Origin of the sequence: Lentzea albidocapillata subsp. violacea (assembly GCF_900100275.1) — a bacterium.
Lineage (GTDB): Bacteria > Actinomycetota > Actinomycetes > Mycobacteriales > Pseudonocardiaceae > Lentzea > Lentzea violacea.
In genome coordinates this window covers 106,051-123,348 of record NZ_FNET01000003.1, presented here as the reverse complement: position 1 = coordinate 123,348, position 17,298 = coordinate 106,051, and the positions used below count along the sequence as shown (strand labels likewise).

Sequence of the window (17,298 nt, the reverse complement as noted above, 5' to 3'; positions counted from 1 at the left end):
ACCCGCAAGAGGAACCGACCGGGTGACGGGCAACGAGAAAGGCCACCCCGGTGTGACCGGGGTGGCCTTCTCACGTGCTCGAGTCAGGCGATCAGAACGACGCCATCTTCTTCTTGAGGTTCTCGTCGAGCGCGGCGAGGAAGTCCTCGGTGGTCAGCCACGCCTGGTCCTTGCTGATCAGCAGGGCCAGGTCCTTGGTCATCTGACCGGACTCGACGGTCTCGATCACGACCTCCTCGAGCGCCTCGGCGAAGCGGATCACCTCGGGGGTGCCGTCCAGCTTGCCGCGGTGCATGAGGCCACGGGTCCACGCGTAGATCGACGCGATGGGGTTCGTGGAGGTCGGCTTGCCGGCCTGGTGCTGGCGGAAGTGACGCGTCACGGTGCCGTGCGCGGCCTCGGCCTCGACCGTCTTGCCGTCCGGCGTCATCAGGACCGACGTCATGAGGCCGAGCGAGCCGAAGCCCTGCGCGACCGTGTCGGACTGGACGTCACCGTCGTAGTTCTTGCACGCCCAGACGTAGCCGCCCTCCCACTTCATGGCCGCTGCGACCATGTCGTCGATGAGGCGGTGCTCGTAGGTGAGGCCCTTGGCGTCGAACTCCGCCTTGAACTCTTCCTCGAAGACGCGCTGGAAGATGTCCTTGAAGGCGCCGTCGTAGGCCTTCAGGATCGTGTTCTTCGTCGACATGTAGACGGGGTAGCCCCGCTGCAGGCCGTAGGAGAACGAGGCGCGGGCGAAGTCCTCGATGGACTTGTTGTAGTTGTACATGCCCATCGCCACACCGCCCTCCGCCGGGAACTCGGTGACGACGTGCTCGATCGGGTCCGAGCCGTCCTCCGGCTGGAACGTGATCGTGAGCTTGCCGGCGCCGGGCACCTTGAAGTTGGTGGCCTTGTACTGGTCACCGTGCGCGTGACGGCCGATGATGATCGGCTTCGTCCAGCCCGGCACCAGCCGCGGGACGTTGGAGATGATGATCGGCTCGCGGAAGACGACACCACCGAGGATGTTGCGGATCGTGCCGTTGGGCGAGACCCACATCTTCTTGAGGCCGAACTCCTCGACGCGCGCCTCGTCCGGCGTGATCGTGGCGCACTTGACGCCGACGCCGTGCTTCTTGATGGCGTTGGCGGCGTCGACGGTGACCTGGTCGTCGGTGGCGTCCCGGTGCTCGATGCCCAGGTCGTAGTACTCCAGAGTGACGTCCAGGTACGGGTGGATCAGCTTGTCCTTGATGAACTGCCAGATGATCCGGGTCATCTCGTCGCCGTCGAGTTCGACGACGGTGCCCTGAACCTTGATCTTGCCCATAATCCTGGGCGCTCCTCTCGCGACGATGCAAGCAGGACAAGCGTACTGGTAAAACGCCGCCCTGTGCCTGCGACCCTGGTTACATCGATTCAACTGACGCCAAGCACTGCGCCGTTGGTGTGAACCGTAGTCCTCCCGCCCACCGGTCACCACGAGAGCGGGCCCCACCAGGCAGGAGTCGATCTTCTTCGCCGTTGCACGAGTTCTGCTCCGGCGGCGTTCAAGCAACGACTACTGTCTGCACGGTCGGGTGATCACCGGAAAGGGCGTAAGTGTCAACTGGGCCAACACATGCGATGAGTGGGCTGCTCGCCTGGAGCGCGGTCACCGCACTCGCGTCAAGTCACCCGATCGGCCAGCTCTCGCCGCAGAGCTGGGCCGTCGGCGCGGTTCTCGCCACCGGCGCGGCACTTCTGCCCGACCTGGACCACCCCGGTTCGACCATCTCGCGCACGTTCGGAGCGCTGAGCAGCGGGCTGTCCGCGGGCATCAACGCGTTGAGCAGCTTCGTCTACCGGACGACACGCCTGAAGAGGGATTCCAAGCGAGACGGCGGACATCGTGGTCTCACGCACACGCTCGTCTTCGCGTTGTTCTCCGCCGTCTTCACCGCCGCGGTCATCCAGAACAGCCAGAAGTGGGCGCTGCCGGTGCTCATGTTCGTGTTCGCCGGTCTCGCGGTGCGCGGGATCATGAACGACTGGTGCCCCAAGCAGGACGCGCTGCTGATCACCGTGGTCTCGGCGGGGATCACCTGGGCGATGATCGCGTGGACCTCGCAGACGGACGCGTCCGCCGCGGCGTGCGGGATCGCGGTCGGCGTCGGGTGCTTCGCGCACTACATCGGTGACGCGATCACCGAGCAGGGCTGCCCGATCCTGTGGCCGATCCCGATCATGGGCAAGACGTGGTACCCGGTCGCGCCGCCGAAGATCATGCGGATGAGGACCGGCGGCGTGGTGGAGATGGCCATCGTCGGGCCGGTCGTGACGATCCTGTCGATCTGGCTGGGACTCGCCGCGTTGCAGGGCACCGGCGCCCTGCCGTTCCTGGACTGGGTGGACCTCCTTCCGGTCTAGTTCACCCGGCGTCCACCTGCACCACACCCGATCGGCCTAGCCTCCACGGACCCCGACCCGTCGCGTGGAGGTTCAGCCATCCCCAGGTTGCGCCGTTCGGACCTAATCAAAGGTGCGGTAACCGGACGATCATCGTTTGAAACGTCGGCCACGCCACATGTGAAGGTCGAGCGATCCTACGAGCCGCGCTGGCACTATGCGGTCTTCACGCACACGTTCCGCAACGCCGGGGAGCCGTTCTTCCCCCGGTTGCGCGGAACCGACGGCAACCGCGGCGCGTTCGAACCCCAGGCGGACACACCCGGAGCCGCGAACCCGTGGGAGGACCCTGTGGTGCTACTCCAACCCGATCTTCGTGGAGGTCAGGTGACCAGCACCTTCGTCGGCGTCGACGCCGGCTATGAAAACCGCTGGGAAGCGGAGAAGATCGCGTTGGAGCTGCACGACACAGTGCTGACCACGGCCCGAACGGTCGTGGTGCACGAGGTCGACGCCCACTACGCGATGTCCTTCCTCCTGCCCGTTCCCCCGTCCGACGCAGTGGTGAACTCACTGGTCGCACAGGGTTTCGGCGTCGCTGTACGCGGTGCGTCCTCAGGACGTCTGGTAGGCCCGGAGGCGCTTCGAGTAGGCGCCTCCACTGCTGCCGAGGCCCATCAGTACCGCCGCGAGGGGCGCGCTCTGCGATACCAAGGCCAACGGTCGTTGCGCGGCCGCCACGGGGTGTCGGACATCCTCGCGTTCACGGCCATAGAGGCCGTCCTCCCGCGCGGCACACACACGGTCGACACGCGCGGGAACCTGACGCCGTTCTTCCGCGACGGCAAGTTGGTGCTGGTCATCGACTAGTTTTGCGGATGTGCGTGACATCGCTGTCTTCAGTGGTTCTGCCCATCCCTCCCTAGCCGCCGAGATCTGTGGTCACCTCGGTGTCGAACTCTCCCCCAGCCGTCTGACGCGGTTCGCCAACGACTGCCTGGAAGTGCAGTTGCAGGCGAACTGCCGGGAGCGGGACGTGTTCCTGATCCAGCCACTGGTGCCGCCGGTGCAGGAACACCTCGTCGAACTCCTGCTGATGCTCGACGCTGCCCGTGGCGCTTCGGCCGCGCGCACGACCGTCGTCCTGCCGCACTACGCCTACGCGCGTTCGGACAAGAAGGACGCGCCCCGGATCTCGATCGGCGGCCGCCTGGTCGCCGATCTGATGGTCGCCGCCGGAGCGTCCAGGGTGCTGGCGATGACGTTGCACTCGCCGCAGGTGCACGGGTTCTTCTCGGTGCCCGTCGACCACCTGCACGCCCTGCGCGAACTCGCCGCGCACTTCTCCCGGTACGACCTCTCGAACACCGTCGTGGTGTCGCCGGACCTCGGCAACGCCAAGGAGGCCGCGCACTTCGCCCGGATCCTGGGGCTGCCGGTCGCGGCCGGCGCCAAGCAGCGGTTCGCCGACGACAAGGTGCAGATCCAGACCGTGATCGGCGAGGTGGCCGGGCGGGACGTGATCGTGCTGGACGACGAGATCGCCAAGGGCTCGACGGTGATCGAACTGCTGGACAAGCTGCGGGAACGCGGCGCCGGGTCGATCCGGGTCGCCTGCACGCACGGGCTGTTCTCGGCCGGCGCGCTGGACCGGCTGCAGGCGTTCGACGACGTGCTGGAGATCGTCGCGACGAACACCGTGCCGATCCCGGCGGAGAAGTCCGTGCCGAAGTTGAAGGTGCTGTCGATCGCGCCGGCGCTGGCCGAGGCGATGCGGCGGATCAACGTCGGCGAGTCGGTGTCGACCCTCTTCGAGGCTCCTTAGTCACTTGAGGTGCGCGAGTGCCGTGATCAGCCGATCTCCGACGTCGGCCGGTCCCGGCATCTTGCGCACCACGGCCCGCTGGTGCGCGAGGCCGTGCAGCCCCAGCCACAACGCCACCGCGTCGCCGAACAGGTCGTCGCTGCCGTGGGCGATCCCCTCTTCGACGCACGCGCCGAGCACGTCGACGAGCAGCGTGAACGCCTCCACGCCGAGTGATTCGAGGTCGGCGTCGGTGATCGAGGTGACGTCGACCGACGGCGTCCACAGACCGCCGAACATGATCCGGTAGCGCTGCGGGTGCAGCTTCGCGAAGTCCAGGTAGGCGTTGCACACCGCGAAGAGCCGTGCGCGTGCGTCTGGGCCCGCGTTGTCGCCGGCCTCGCGCAGGACGGTCGTGAGCGCGTCCATCTCCTGCTGCACCACGGCCAGCATGATCGACGGCTGGTCCGCGAAGTGCGGGTAGATCGACGGCGCCGCGATCCCCGCCTTGCGGGCGACCGAGCGCAGCGTGACCGCACGTTCGTCGCCGCCCTCGTCCAGCAGCGCAAGGGCCGCCGCGATGATCTCGTCCCGCAGTTTTCCGCCTTCGCCCCTGCGGTTGCGCCTGCGCGGTTCCGTGTTCGTCACGGCCGTAACCATACATCTGAAAGTTTATGGGTGTTAGGTCTTGTGGTCCTAAACTTACGGGCGTTAGCTTATGTCCGTAAGCACAGCCGAGACCGAGGAGTCACGATGAACGCCACGACCACCACCACCCGCGCCACCGAGATCGTCCTGCCGGGTGTGGTCGAGCCCGCCGGCCTGCACGTCCAGGTCCGCGACCTGCCCGCGCCGGGTCAGGGCCAGGTCGTCCTGCGGATGGACGCCACGGGCGTCTCGTTCGCCGAGCAGCAGATGCGCCTGGGCAAGTACTACGACCAGCCCGCGTTCCCGTTCGTGCCCGGTTACGACGTCGTCGGCACCGTGGTCGGAACCGGGCCCGGCGTCGGCCGCGACCTGCGGGGACACCGGTTCGCCGCGGTCACCAAGGTCGGCGCGTGGGCGAGCCACCTGATCGTCGAGGCCGCCGACCTGGTGCCCGTCCCGGACGGCGTGGACGCGGCCGCCGCCGAGACCGTCGTGGTCAACGGCGTCACGGCGTGGCAGATGATGTACCGCACGGCGAAGGTCAAGCGCGGCGACACGATCGTCGTGCTGGGCGCGAACGGCGGCGTCGGCTCGACGCTGGTGCAGCTCGCCCGCCACGCCGGCATCAGGGTGATCGGCACGGCCTCCGCCCGCCACCACGAGGCGGTGCGCGAGCTCGGCGCGATCCCCGTCGACTACCGCGACCCGAACATGTACGCCCGCATCCGCGAACTGGCGCCCGAGGGGGTGGACGCCGTGTTCGACCACGTCGGCGGCTCCGCCCTGCACGACTCCTGGCGGCTGCTGCGCCGCGGTGGCGCGCTGGTCAACTACGGTTCGGCCGCCACGAAGGACGAGCCGGGCAACGCGATGCTGCCGGTGCTCAAGCTGTTCGGCCGGCTGATGCTGTGGAACCTGCTGCCCAACGGCAAGCGCGCCGGTTTCTACAACTTCTGGGCCGGCAAGCGCTTCCGTGCCGCCGCGTTCCGCGCTCGCTTGACCGAGGACCTCACGCAGGTGTTCGCGCTGGTCAAGGCCGGCGTGCTGACGCCGCAGATCGCCGCGCGCATCCCGTTGCCGGAGGCGGGTGCCGCGCTCGCACTGGCCGAGTCGCGGACCGTGCTGGGCAAGGTCGTCATCGTCCCGGAGCCGTGAGCCGGCCGGGCTGCCGCCAGGCGATCGTGGCGGCGGCGACCGCCCTCGTCGACCAGCGCGCCTCGATCCGCCGCTCGCCCCAGTTCGTCGTCATCGCACCGCGCCTGATCACTTCACTCATCTGACCTTCCGGGAGTCCCCGCCATGAACGCCACCGCTGTTCGCGCCACCACCGTCGCGTCCACCGAGATCGACAACCGCGCCGCCTACCTGGGTTTCGCGTTCGCCTACGTCTTCGGCCACGGCGCCGCGCTGCTCTCCAGGTCCGGCGCGGTCCTGATGCCGGCGTGGCTGCCGATCGGGTTGCTCGCCACCGGCCTCGTCGCCGGCACGGTCTTCGCCATGACCGCGTCGCTGCGGGCCCAGAAAGCCGCTCCGGAAGCGCGCCGACGAGCCGAGAAACTGGTCGGCACGGCCTGGATCACCGGCTTCACCGCTCTGGCGTTGGCGGTCACCGGCCTGAGCACGGTGTTCGACAAGCCGGAACTGCAGACCGTGCTGTGGCCCGCGGGCTCGACCATCGTCGTCGGCCTGATCTACATCGCCGAGGGCGCGATCCGCGGCAACGCCCTGCACTACAACCTGGGCACCTGGCTCATGCTCGTCGCCGCCGCGACGCTGTTCATTCCGGGAGCCGGCTTCTTCGGCACGCTGGCCGTGCTGGGTGGCGGCGCCTACCTGGTGGCGGCGTTCCTGGAGCGTCGACGCCTTGCCGCGTAAGGCTTCTACAGCCGCACTCGCACCGTGACACGGCCCTTGTCGTCACGGTGCGAAGTCGCGTGTCCGGTCTTCTCCGTGCCATCGAGCTCAAGCGTCAACGGACCGCCCTCGCCTTCGAAGTTGCGCCACCACACTTTCGCGTCCGGCAACATCACGCGGATCTCGACGACATCGCCTTTGCGTTGGTAGCCAACGGGTGTGCTGATCGTGCGACCGGACCGCCTGCCCGTGTACGTCACGACCGTGAGCCCCTTGCGCACGAGCTTCCCCACGAGCGGCGCGTCGCGCAGTCCGACGATCCACTTGTTGACCCGGCGCACCATCGGTCCCTGAACCCTCATGCGTTTCACCGTAGTCTGCTAAGTGGAGACCCCCGTCCGCTTGAGGCGAAGTGAGAAGAAGTGACCGCTGAACCGTCTCAGATGCGAGCCGACGCACGGGAGAACCGCGCGCGAGTCCTCGTCGTCGCCCGCGAACTGTTCGCCGAGCGCGGACTGGAAGTGCCGATGGCCGCGATCGCACGCAGGGCAGGCGTCGGCGTCGCCACCCTGTACCGGCGCTTCCCGACCAAGGAAACGCTGGTCATGGAGGCCTTCGCCGAGCAGTTCGCCGTCTGCCAGGGCGTCATGGACGACGCGCTGAAGGACCCGGACCCGTGGCGCGGGCTCCGCACGGTGATCGAGAAGGTCTGCCTGCTCCAGGCGTGCGACAGGGGCTTCACCGCCGCGTTCATGGCCTCGTTCCCCGACCTGCACTCCGAGGCGCGCGACCGGACATGGCTCGGCTTCGTGGCGCTAGTGCAGCGGGCGAAGGACAGCGGGCACCTGCGGGCCGACTTCTCACCGCACGACCTGACGCTGGTGCTCGTGGCCAACGGCGGACTGTCCAGCCTGCCGGCGGAGGTCGCCGTGGCGAGTTCCCGGCGCCTGGTCGCGTACCTGCTGGAGTCGTTCCGAACGGGCACGGACGTGCTGCCGCCGCCCGTGCCGCTCAGCCTGGACCTCGTCCTCGGTTAACCGGGATGTGCACCGACGGTGTCGCGGATCATCGCGCCCAGGTCGGCCGAGCCCTTGCGCGCGCAGTGAGCGCAGCAGAAGAACTTGCCCTCCACCTCCACGCCGTGCCCGATCACGCGGCAGTCGCAGTGCTCGCAGCGCGGCGCGAGCCGTTGGATCGCGCACTCGAAGCTGTCGAACGTGTGCACACCCCCGCCGACGGTGCGCACCTCGAAGGCCATCCAGTACTCGTTGCCACAGACGTCACAGGTCGCCATGCGCGGAAGACTGCGACAGGTCAGTCGGGTCGGCAACTCGAAGCGTCGAGTTGCGCGACCAACGTCTTCGGGGCAATCACCCGATAGGCGTCCTCGACAAGATCGGCGAGGACGTCCCAGTCGAGTGGGACGTCGAGGTACACACCGAGCCAGCCACGACGACCGACGTAGGGCGGGCGGAAGTACTTCTCCGGCGCCTGCGCGACGAGCGTTTCCTGCACACCAGGGCCCGCCGCGCACCAGAACGCCGTGCGGTCGTCATGGTGGTGGTCGGCTGACGTCACAAAGGTCTTCTTGCCGCGGACGAACCAGGTCGGCTCGCCATGACTCAGGCGTTCGGTCACCTCTGGCAGCGCGAGACAGAGGCGGCGCAGGTGTTCGAGCGCGTCCACCAGGACATCCTGCGCCTTCGACGGCGATCTGTCAGCCGGCGTCCAACCCACCGTCCACAGAGGACACTGCACTGCGGCGGGAGCCAGTGAACGTTCTGAGCGGGACCGGCCGGATTCGAACCGGCGTTCTCCCTCCTCCGTTCAGGAGGGCGCGTCGACCACTGCGCTACAGGCCCCATCGCCACCGCGTCTCTCACAGTAGTCGGGGAAGTCCGGGCCGTATGCCCTGCGAAAGTGTTGGACCCAATAAGGTTCACGGACCAACCCCGAACTGGACGGTGTCGTGCCAGGGATCGACTACTACGAGTTGCTCGGTGTCGACCGGGGCGCCAGCGCCTCGGAGATCAAGTCGGCCTACCGCTCTCTCGCCAAGGTCATGCACCCCGACGCGGGTGGGACGTCTGGCGGCTTCCGCCTGCTCCAGGAGGCCTACGAGACGCTGAAGGACCCGGCCCGGCGCGCCGACTACGACCGCCCGACTCTCCGGACACCCTCCGTGGTGCGGCCACAAACACGGCCGCGACCTCGCAGAACAGGCCACACGGGCAGGCTGCGCGACTTCGGCGAGGACCCGAACTACATGGCGCCGCGCCCCCGTGTCGACCTCGGTTCGATGGAGTGGTGGCACCGCATCGACCTCGGCGCGCGCGTCCGGTACGTCCCCGCCACCGGCCTCGGCCACGCCCCAGCGGCGGCCGCGATCGGCGGCTGGCTCGTCCTGCTCATCCCCCTGACGATGACCCTGTCGCCGCTGCTGCTCGCCGTCTGGCTGCCGCTCGTGGCGGGCGCCGGCTACGGCGCGTTCCGGTTGGTACGCCGCTACATGACGGTCGCGCGAGCCGAACGGGCGTTCGCCGGCGAGTACGACGGGAACACGATTTTCGGCCGTCCGGGTGAAAACAGACGCGAACGGCTGACCGCCGGCCTGCTCACGGAGTACATGACCCAGCTACCGGGCGTGCGCATCTTCCACGGCCTCGCCTGGCCCGGCTCGGTCTTCACGGACATCGACCACGCCCTGCTCTGCGGCCGCCGCCTGGTCCTCATCGAGTCGAAGTCGTGGCTCCCCGGCCACTACTACCGCGACGAGGACGGCGAACTCTGGCGCAACGGCCACCCGTTCCGCGGCGGCGGCACCCAACTGATCGAGGGCGTCGAACGCTTCGCCGAACTCCTGCCGTGGCTGGAGGTCCGCGGCGCCCTGCTCGTCTACCCAAGCCGCGCCGGCGAGGTCACGTGCGACGACGACCTCGACTTCGAGATACCGCCGATGACACCCGAGCAGTTCGTCAGCGAGATCGGCGACTGGCTGGCCGACGACCCGGCCACCGTCGACCGCGAGGCATTGCGTGTCCTCGTGCGTCAGGTGGTCTCCGAAGTCCGCGTCGCCGGCGCCTGACATCGGGGCTTCGCCAGGATTCGTGGCCGTCTGCCGGGCATGCCAGGATGGCCGCCATGACCGCACGGGATGCAGCATTTGCTACACCCAGACCGTAGCAAACGCTGCGCCGCGTGTAGCGTTTGCTGAATGGAACGGGTAGAGGCTCTTCAAGTCGTAGGCGACATCGCCGCTGACCAGTGGGGCCTGTTCACAACCCGGCAGGCAGATGCCGCAGGAGTGAACCGCACGACTCTGACGAGGCTGGTGTCGGCGGGGCTTGTCGACCACGTGACGCGCGGCGTCCATCTCGTAGTCGCGGCAGGAACACCGAACCATCTCGAAGAGAAGTCGGCATGGCTCCACCTCGCTCCATCTCGCCGCGCCTGGGAGCGAGACGCCGCCGATCAGGACGACGGGGTCCTCTCGCATCGCACCGCTTGCGTCCTGCACGGGCTCGGCGACATCCCTGCGCCACAAGTCGAGCTCACCGTGCCACGGCGACGTACCACCCGAATCTCCGGGATACGGCTGCATCGTGGCGATCTGTCGCGTGACGAGATCACCACAACCAACGACGGTCTGCCGGTGACCACGGTCGAACGCACCATCAGAGACCTCCTCGCCGGCCAGGTCGACGGAGGTCATCTGGGCGGCGTTCTCAACGATGCGCTGCGTCGCCAACTGGTCGACGTGCAACGTCTTCTGGTGATACTGGCCGACTACGCACCCGCATACGGCGTCGCCGAGAACGGCGGGCTCGGCCTGCTCCGACACCTGCTGCACCAGGCAGGAGCAGACGCCGCGTTCGACGGCCGATCAGCGGTGACGATGGCCGCTGAATCCAGTCCTGAAGCAACCGCAACAGTTCACGCGATCGCTGCACAACTTGCGGGGTTGGACATGCCACAGCTGAAGAAGCTGCAGGCCGCCGTGAACGCGGCAATCGACGAACCAGGCAAGAACAACCCCAGGTTGGAGACCGAGCAGTGAGTTACGCGTCGCCTCAGGCGCTGAGCCGTGCGCTTCGGGATCGCGCCAAACGCGAAGCTGCGAACGCAGGCACACGGCCTGGCGATCTGCTCAACAGATTCTACTTCGAACGGCTCCTCGCCAGAGTCTTCCACCACGACCCCGACGGCTGGCTCCTCAAGGGCGGCCAAGCGATGCTCGTGCGCTACCGCGATGTCCGCCACAGCCGCGACATCGATCTGTGTCGCCCGTATGCCACCGATTTGAACGAGGCGGTGGCGGCGATCTGCTCCGCCGCGGCCGTCGATCTGGGTGACTTCGTTCGGTACGACTACCGAGGTCGTACCGAGATGACGGAGAACCGCCCGACTACACGCGTGTCGTTCATCATCCTGGTAGGCCTGCGAACGGAGGGCACCGTCAGTGTTGATCTGGTCGTGCACTCGCCCCTGCACGGAACACCCGAACTGCGAAGGCTTCAGCCGTCCGTCCCCGTTGACTGGCCTGACGACTGGCCGGTGGTCAGGCTCTACCCGCTGATCGCTCACGTAGCGGACAAGGTGTGCGCCCTCTACGAGAAGCACAACGGGAGGGTTTCCACGAGATATCGCGATCTCGTGGACCTGGTGCTCATCGCCCTGCGCGAGTCCATTCCCGGCCGGGAACTACAGGTCGCGATCAGGCACGAATGTCAGCGGCGGCGAGACGCAGGCATCGATCTTGAGCTGCCCGAGGTGTTCATCGTGCCAGAGCCGACCTCCTGGAACACAGGCTACGGACGCGAAGCCGGCACGCTCGATGCCTTGGCGGCACATCGGACGCTCGCGCAGGCCGCCGAGCTCATGGGGAGGTTCCTCAACCCGGCTCTGTCGGCACCGGACCCAGGTCGGTGGATCGCCACCGAACTGCGGTGGAGCCGGAACCCGTGAGCTCAGCAGGCGACAGTCGTCTGGTCCGTGACACCATTCCAACATGAACCGCACGGTGTGCCTCGCACAGAACCCCGACGCGGACGCACTCCTCGCGTCGGACATGTTCGCCCTGCTCACCGGAATGCTGCTGGACCAGCAGATCCCGATGGAGAAGGCGTTCTCCGGCCCCAAGGTCCTCGCCGACCGCATGGGTGGCCTGGACGTGCGCCGCATCGCCGAGGCCGACCCCGAGGCCTTCGCCACCGTCATGGCCACGCCGCCCGCCGTGCACCGGTTCCCCGGTTCGATGGCCAAGCGGGTGCAGGCGCTGTCGCAGTTCGTCGTCGAGACCTATGACGGCGACGTCACGCGGATCTGGGCCGACGGGGACGGGGCCGCGGTGTTGAAGCGGCTCAAGGCGTTGCCTGGGTTCGGGGAGCAGAAGGCCAAGATCTTCCTTGCACTTCTGGGCAAACAGTTCGGCGTCACGCCCGAGGGGTGGCGTGCGGCGGCTGGGCATTACGGGGACGAAGGAAGCCGACGTAGTGTCGCTGACGTGCGCGATCAGGCGTCGTTGCTGGAGGTGCGCGACTTCAAGAAGGCCGCGAAGGCCGCCGCCAAGAAGTAGCACGGCTGTTCATCGTCTGGTGCACTGGACATCCGCCGCCAGTCTGCGCGAGGTGCGATCTTGCCACCTCGTGAGAGAAGGGGCGTTTGCGTTGCGCATCAAGGTGATCGGCGTGTTCACGGTCCTCGTGCTCGGGTTGACCGGCCTTCCGGCGGGGGCGGCTACGTCATGGCCCGGTGACTCCGCCACGAAGTACGCGGGCGGGAAGAACGTCTTCGGCAAGAACCTGAGCGGGCTGTCGTTCGAGAGTCCGGGTGTCGTGTGGGCGGTCAAGAACGGGCCCTCCACGCTGTACCGGCTCGTGCCGAGCGGGAGCACGTGGAAGGTCGACCAGAAGCGGTCGCTCAGGTTCGCGGACGGGCAGGGTGCTCCCGACGCCGAAGGGGTTGTGAGCACTCCTGACGGGCTCTTTGTGGCTGTGGAGCGCGACAACGACGACGGTGACGTGAGCGCGCCGAAGATCCTCAAGTACGGCACCGGCAGCAACGCGGTCGCCGAGTGGGAGCTCGGTGGCATGCCCGAGGTCGACCCCAACGACGGGCCCGAGGCCATCTCGTGGGTGCCGGACTCGTTCCTCACGCGGAACGGCTTCAAGGACGACAGCGGCAGGACCTACAACCCCGCTGACTACCCCGGTCACGGCAGCGGGTTGTTCTTCGTCGGGCTGGAGGCCACCGGTGAGGTGTACGTGTACGCCCTGCAGGGATCCAGCGCCAAGTTGCTGAGCAGGTTCGCGAGCGGGCAGAGCCAGGTGATGGGCCTGGAGTTCGACGGCGGCAAGCTGTGGAGCCTCTGCGACAACCACTGCGGCGGCCGGGCGACGACGCTCGCCATCAGCAGCGGCAAGTTCAAGGTCACGGCGACGTACAACCGGCCGTCGACGCTGCCGAACGTGAACCTCGAAGGGTTCGCGATCTCGCCGAGCTGCACCAACGGCAAGAAGGTCGTTCTCTGGTCGGACGACAACAACACGAGCAGTCACGCGCTCCGGAGTGGCACGCTGAACTGCACGGTCTAGTCCTGGGATTGTCGGGGTGCGGAACTAAGCTGCCGCGCGTGACCGCACCCCACATTCCCGGCCTCACCGACCTGAGACCGTTGGGCGCGGGCGGGTTCGCCACCGTCTACACCGCCCATCAGGCCCAACTCGGTCGCGACGTCGCCGTGAAGATCGACAACCGGGTCCTGGTCGACGAGCGGGACCGGAGGCGGTTCCTCCGTGAGGCGCAGGCGGCGGCGAAGCTGTCGGGTCATCCGCACGTCGTCGGGGTGCACGACGCGAACATCACCGGCCATGGCACGCCGTACATCGTCATGGAGCTGTGCACGGGCGGGTCGCTCTCCGACCAGCTCGACCAACAGGGTTCGTTGCCTCCCGAGCGGGTCCGCGACCTCGGCATCAAGCTCGCCGACGCACTCGCCGCGGCACATCAGGAAGGCGTGCTGCACCGGGACATCAAGCCCGCCAACATCCTCGTCGACCGCTACGGCACGCCGAAGCTCGCCGACTTCGGGCTCGCGGCGCTGCTCGACGCGCAGGGCGGCAGCACGGTCACCAGGGACGCCCTGAGCCCCAGCTATGCGCCGCCCGAGGCGTTCGCGATGGCCGAGCCGACGCCGCAGGCCGATGTCTACTCGCTCGCGGCGACGCTCTACACGTTGCTCGCCGGCAAGCCGCCACGTCCGGTGCCGTGGCCGATCACCAGCTTCGACCAGCTCGGCGAGATCCTGCGCCGGCCCGTGCCCGCGGTGCCCGGGGTGCCGCCCGCGTTGCACGAGGCGCTGGCGAGGGCTCTGCACCCGGACGCGAACCTGCGCACGCCGAGCGCCGCGCAGTTGCGGGACGAGTTGATCGACCCGATGCGGATGCCGACCGTGCCGGTGTCCGCCCCGCCGAAGCGCAGGACGTGGCCGCTGGTCGCCGGTGCGGCAGGGCTCGTCGTCGCGGTCGTGGCGGGCCTGGTCGTGTGGAACCCCTTCGGCAAGGAGCAGACGACCGCCCAGGGCGCCGGGCCGTCGACGCCCCAGCAGGGCGGTGCCGAGGACATCCCGCCGTTCCTCAAGAAGTGCGACAACGCCGGGTTCTGCGTCGACAAGTCCACCTGCTACCGAGGGATCAACACCATCGGCGGTACGGCCGCCTCCGCGCGCAAGGTCGGTTCCTGCGCGGACGAGCACTACTGGGAGGCGTTCGGCGGCGGTTGGCTGTCCGGGGAGATCCCGGCGGTCGACTCCGACGAGCTGCTGGCCTCGGCGGAGGTGAAGAACGTCTGCACGCCCGCTCTGATGAAGGCGGTCACCAGGCCGAACGTCGACACCACGGGCTGGAACATCACCGCGGTCGGGTACAAGGACGGCTCGCGCAGCTACTTCCTCTGCATGGGCGCCGAACCCGGAGCGGGTGAGGTGGTCACCAGCGCGTTCGGCAGTTGAACAAATCCACTTGCGACGGTCACTAACGTTGACCGACGTGCGTGTTCACGCCGATTTGATCATTGCTGGATTCCGAAGGTACTCGACCTACCGACAAGCGATGCTGGCCGGGATGACCGCGAACGTGGTCTTCGGCCTGCTGCGGGCCGCCGTTCTCGTCGCCGCTCTCCAGGCGGCGAACGGTGAGATCGCGGAGTACGGCATCGCTGCCACCAACACGTACGTCTGGATCGGGCAGGGGCTGCTCGGGTTCATCCTGTTGTGGGGAACCAACGAGCTCGCCGAGCGCGTGCGATCCGGTGACGTCGTGGTCGACCTGTACCGGCCGTGGCACCTGCAGAGCGCTCTGCTCGCGCAGGACCTCGGCCGCGGCGGGTACGCGTTCCTGACCAGGCTCGCGCCGCCGATGGTGTTCGGCATGCTGTTGTTCCCGTTCCAGTTCCCGGCCAGCCCGGTGCAGTGGCCGCTGTTCCTGGTCAGCGCGGTCATCGCGCTGGTCATCAGCTTCGCGTGCCGGTTCCTGATCGACGTCAGCGCGTTCTGGCTGCTCGACAACCGGGGGCTGTACGGGTTCTGGAACGTCACGTCCGGCCTGCTGTGCGGGCTCACCGTGCCGGTCGCGTTCTTCCCCGAGTGGGCTCGGGACGTGCTGTGGATGACCCCGTTCCCCGCGTTGATGCAGGCGCCGATCGACGTGTTCCTCGGACACGGCGACCCGGTGCGAACCCTGCTCTACCAGGTGTTCTGGGCCGTGGCGCTGCTCGCGGCCGGTCATCTGGTCCTCCAGCGCGCGGTGCGCAGGGTGGTGGTGCAGGGTGGCTGACTCCATCTACCCCAGGCTGATCGGCGCGCGGCTGAGAAGCCAGATGTCCTACCGCGCGTCGTTCGCGCTCGACCTCGTCACGCAGGTGCTGGCGCAGTGGATCGAGCTGGTCGTGATCCTCGTGCTGTTCGGTCACGTCAGCGCGCTCGGCGGGTTCACCAAGGACGAGGTGCTGCTGATGTACGCGTTCGCGGGCATCGCGTTCGGCATCGCCGACCTCTTCGCCGGACAGCTCGACAACCTGCCGACGTACATCCGCACCGGCACCTTCGACGTGCTGCTGATGCGGCCGCTCGGCACGCTGCCGCAGATCATGGTCTCGGACGTGCGCCTGCGCAGGGTCGGGCGCATCATCGGCGCGATCGCCGTGATGGTCTACGCGCTGGCGCACGTAGGCATCGGCTGGACGCCCGCGAAGGTCGCGCTGACCATCGCCACGCCGCTGGCCGGCGCGGTCATCTTCGGCGCGATCTGGGTCGTGACGTGCTCGGTGTGCTTCTGGATCGTGGAGGGCCGCGAGTTCGCCAACGCCTTCACCTACGGCAGCAACGCCTTCACGTCGTACCCGGTCAACGTCTACTCCGCCCCGCTGCGCTGGGTGATGGCGTTCATCGTGCCGGGGGCGTTCGTGGCGTACTACCCGAGCCTCGCGCTGCTCGGGAAGCAGGATCCGCTCGGCCTTCCTGGCTGGGTCGGCTGGACATCACCGCTCGTCGCGGCGCTGGCGGCGGTCGTCGCCGGCTTCGTGTGGCGGTTCGCGGTCAGGCACTACCGGGGAACGGGATCATGATCGAGGTCAGGGAGCTCCGCAGGGAGTTCAAGGTAGCCACGTCCAAAGGCCTGCGCCGCAACTACCGGACCGTCACGGCGGTCGACGGCGTCACGTTCGACGTCGCCGCGGGTGAGGCCGTCGGGTACGTCGGGCCGAACGGCGCCGGCAAGTCCACGACGATCAAGATGCTGACCGGGATCCTGGTGCCGACCAGCGGCCACGTCAGGGTGGGCGACATCGACCCGTCGAAGCAGCGGCGCGATCTCGCGAAACGCATCGGTGTCGTGTTCGGCCAGCGCAGCCAGCTCTGGTGGGACCTGCCGCTGGGGGACAGCTTCGACCTGCTCAGGTCCATCTACCGGGTGTCAGCGGAGGACTACCGCAGGCGGCTCGACGAGTGCGTCGAACTCCTTGGCCTGCAAGAGTTCCTGATCACGCCCGTGCGGCAGCTCTCGCTGGGGCAACGGATGCGCGGCGAGATCACCGCCGCGCTGCTGCACGCCCCGGAGCTCCTGGTGCTGGACGAGCCGACGATCGGCCTGGACCTGGAGTCCAAGGAGCGCCTCAGGGAGTTCCTCGCGGACATCAACACCCGTCGCGGCACGACACTCCTGCTCACCACGCACGACCTGGACGACATCGAACGGCTCTGCCCGCGGCTGATGGTGATCGACCACGGCCGGGTGCTCGCCGACGGCCCGCTGGAGGAACTGCGCGCCGAGGTGACGCCTGACCGCGAGCTCGTCATCGACCTCAGGGAACCGGGTCCGGCACCGGACGTCCCTGGAGTGACGGCGGTGCGCAGCGAGGCCAACGGCCTGCGTCACCACCTCACGTTCAGGAGAGCGGAGACGACGGCGGCACAGTTGATCACCCAGGTGGTGCGGCAGGTGGAGGTCCACGACCTCGCCGTCGTGGAGCCGGAAATCGACGACGTCATCCGGAAGCTGTACCAACGTGAACTCGATCAAGACATACGTCGGTAGAGTCTTCGGTAACAGAATCGGACACTTCGG

General features: G+C 67.8%; 21 protein-coding genes and 1 pseudogene. 15 read left to right on the top strand and 7 right to left on the bottom strand.

Features of this window, described 5'->3' with window-relative positions; translation table 11 throughout:
- Positions 1-91: 91 nt before the first annotated feature.
- The gene (locus tag BLR21_RS08450; protein ID WP_030478450.1) at positions 92-1,315 is read right to left on the bottom strand and encodes an NADP-dependent isocitrate dehydrogenase; all 1,224 of its coding nucleotides are present in this window, start codon (positions 1,313-1,315) and stop codon (positions 92-94) included.
- Between the two features lie 272 nt (positions 1,316-1,587).
- On the opposite strand from BLR21_RS08450, the gene BLR21_RS08445 reads away from it, so the two are divergent.
- From BLR21_RS08445 to BLR21_RS08435, 3 genes are all read left to right on the top strand, one after another.
- Positions 1,588-2,394, top strand: a complete 807-nt coding sequence (locus tag BLR21_RS08445) for a metal-dependent hydrolase (RefSeq protein WP_090005267.1) — start codon at positions 1,588-1,590, stop codon at positions 2,392-2,394.
- A 159-nt stretch (positions 2,395-2,553) separates the two neighbouring features.
- The gene (locus BLR21_RS08440; RefSeq protein ID WP_256334560.1) at positions 2,554-3,243 is read left to right on the top strand and encodes a hypothetical protein; all 690 of its coding nucleotides are present in this window, start codon (positions 2,554-2,556) and stop codon (positions 3,241-3,243) included.
- 10 nt (positions 3,244-3,253) lie between these two features.
- Complete coding sequence (locus tag BLR21_RS08435; protein ID WP_090005266.1) at positions 3,254-4,198, top strand: ribose-phosphate diphosphokinase; 945 nt, start codon at positions 3,254-3,256, stop codon at positions 4,196-4,198.
- On the opposite strand, the gene BLR21_RS08430 is transcribed toward BLR21_RS08435, so the two are convergent.
- Positions 4,199-4,825 carry a TetR/AcrR family transcriptional regulator gene (locus BLR21_RS08430; protein ID WP_218130816.1) on the bottom strand — a complete coding sequence of 209 codons (627 nt, stop codon included), beginning with the start codon at positions 4,823-4,825 and terminating at the stop codon, positions 4,199-4,201.
- A gap of 105 nt (positions 4,826-4,930) precedes the next feature.
- Between BLR21_RS08430 and BLR21_RS08425 the strand changes: the two genes are divergently transcribed.
- Entirely contained in the window at positions 4,931-5,980 is a 1,050-nt protein-coding gene (locus BLR21_RS08425) for a medium chain dehydrogenase/reductase family protein (protein ID WP_090005264.1), read from the top strand.
- On the opposite strand, the gene BLR21_RS42360 is transcribed toward BLR21_RS08425, so the two are convergent.
- A complete protein-coding gene (locus BLR21_RS42360) occupies positions 5,961-6,101 on the bottom strand; it encodes a hypothetical protein (RefSeq protein WP_176929539.1) in 141 nt (46 codons plus the stop codon). The genes BLR21_RS08425 and BLR21_RS42360 overlap by 20 nt on opposite strands.
- A gap of 23 nt (positions 6,102-6,124) precedes the next feature.
- On the opposite strand from BLR21_RS42360, the gene BLR21_RS08420 reads away from it, so the two are divergent.
- Entirely contained in the window at positions 6,125-6,700 is a 576-nt protein-coding gene (locus tag BLR21_RS08420) for an ABC transporter permease (protein ID WP_090005263.1), read from the top strand.
- Positions 6,701-6,705: 5 nt separating this feature from the next.
- On the opposite strand, the gene BLR21_RS08415 is transcribed toward BLR21_RS08420, so the two are convergent.
- The gene (locus BLR21_RS08415) at positions 6,706-7,041 is read right to left on the bottom strand and encodes a nitroreductase/quinone reductase family protein (RefSeq protein ID WP_090005262.1); all 336 of its coding nucleotides are present in this window, start codon (positions 7,039-7,041) and stop codon (positions 6,706-6,708) included.
- Positions 7,042-7,122: 81 nt separating this feature from the next.
- Here BLR21_RS08415 and BLR21_RS08410 point away from each other — a divergent pair, with 81 nt between their 5' ends.
- Entirely contained in the window at positions 7,123-7,716 is a 594-nt protein-coding gene (locus tag BLR21_RS08410) for a TetR/AcrR family transcriptional regulator (protein ID WP_090005261.1), read from the top strand.
- Here BLR21_RS08410 and BLR21_RS08405 read toward each other — a convergent pair.
- The 3 genes and pseudogenes from BLR21_RS08405 to BLR21_RS42355 all read right to left on the bottom strand — a co-directional run bounded on the left by BLR21_RS08405 (position 7,713) and on the right by BLR21_RS42355 (position 8,542).
- Positions 7,713-7,973 (bottom strand): Prokaryotic metallothionein, encoded by a 261-nt coding sequence (locus BLR21_RS08405; protein WP_090005260.1) that lies wholly within the window; start codon positions 7,971-7,973, stop codon positions 7,713-7,715. The genes BLR21_RS08410 and BLR21_RS08405 overlap by 4 nt on opposite strands.
- Positions 7,974-7,993: 20 nt before the next feature.
- Positions 7,994-8,365, bottom strand: a complete 372-nt coding sequence (locus BLR21_RS08400; protein ID WP_090005259.1) for an MmcQ/YjbR family DNA-binding protein — start codon at positions 8,363-8,365, stop codon at positions 7,994-7,996.
- Positions 8,366-8,465: 100 nt separating this feature from the next.
- Positions 8,466-8,542, bottom strand: a pseudogene (locus tag BLR21_RS42355).
- A 106-nt stretch (positions 8,543-8,648) separates the two neighbouring features.
- On the opposite strand from BLR21_RS42355, the gene BLR21_RS08395 reads away from it, so the two are divergent.
- The 9 genes from BLR21_RS08395 to BLR21_RS08355 all read left to right on the top strand — a co-directional run bounded on the left by BLR21_RS08395 (position 8,649) and on the right by BLR21_RS08355 (position 17,268).
- Positions 8,649-9,764 (top strand): J domain-containing protein, encoded by a 1,116-nt coding sequence (locus BLR21_RS08395; RefSeq protein ID WP_090005258.1) that lies wholly within the window; start codon positions 8,649-8,651, stop codon positions 9,762-9,764.
- 129 nt (positions 9,765-9,893) lie between these two features.
- Positions 9,894-10,736: a type IV toxin-antitoxin system AbiEi family antitoxin domain-containing protein gene (locus BLR21_RS08390; RefSeq protein WP_090005257.1), complete on the top strand. Its 843-nt coding sequence runs from the start codon at positions 9,894-9,896 to the stop codon at positions 10,734-10,736.
- Positions 10,733-11,644 carry a nucleotidyl transferase AbiEii/AbiGii toxin family protein gene (locus BLR21_RS08385; RefSeq protein ID WP_090005256.1) on the top strand — a complete coding sequence of 304 codons (912 nt, stop codon included), beginning with the start codon at positions 10,733-10,735 and terminating at the stop codon, positions 11,642-11,644. The genes BLR21_RS08390 and BLR21_RS08385 overlap by 4 nt, the downstream gene beginning before the upstream one ends.
- 43 nt (positions 11,645-11,687) lie before the next feature.
- The gene (locus BLR21_RS08380; RefSeq protein ID WP_090005255.1) at positions 11,688-12,254 is read left to right on the top strand and encodes an HhH-GPD-type base excision DNA repair protein; all 567 of its coding nucleotides are present in this window, start codon (positions 11,688-11,690) and stop codon (positions 12,252-12,254) included.
- A gap of 91 nt (positions 12,255-12,345) precedes the next feature.
- Positions 12,346-13,272 (top strand): SdiA-regulated/phytase-like domain-containing protein, encoded by a 927-nt coding sequence (locus tag BLR21_RS08375; RefSeq protein ID WP_090005254.1) that lies wholly within the window; start codon positions 12,346-12,348, stop codon positions 13,270-13,272.
- A 38-nt stretch (positions 13,273-13,310) separates the two neighbouring features.
- Positions 13,311-14,687, top strand: coding sequence for a serine/threonine-protein kinase (locus BLR21_RS08370; RefSeq protein WP_090005253.1), 1,377 nt, complete (start codon positions 13,311-13,313; stop codon positions 14,685-14,687).
- Positions 14,688-14,799: 112 nt separating this feature from the next.
- Positions 14,800-15,510 (top strand): ABC transporter permease, encoded by a 711-nt coding sequence (locus tag BLR21_RS08365; RefSeq protein WP_256334559.1) that lies wholly within the window; start codon positions 14,800-14,802, stop codon positions 15,508-15,510.
- Positions 15,503-16,300, top strand: a complete 798-nt coding sequence (locus BLR21_RS08360; protein ID WP_030478430.1) for an ABC transporter permease — start codon at positions 15,503-15,505, stop codon at positions 16,298-16,300. The genes BLR21_RS08365 and BLR21_RS08360 overlap by 8 nt, the downstream gene beginning before the upstream one ends.
- Positions 16,297-17,268 carry an ABC transporter ATP-binding protein gene (locus BLR21_RS08355; protein WP_090005252.1) on the top strand — a complete coding sequence of 324 codons (972 nt, stop codon included), beginning with the start codon at positions 16,297-16,299 and terminating at the stop codon, positions 17,266-17,268. The genes BLR21_RS08360 and BLR21_RS08355 overlap by 4 nt, the downstream gene beginning before the upstream one ends.
- The last annotated feature ends 30 nt before the right edge of the window (positions 17,269-17,298 follow it).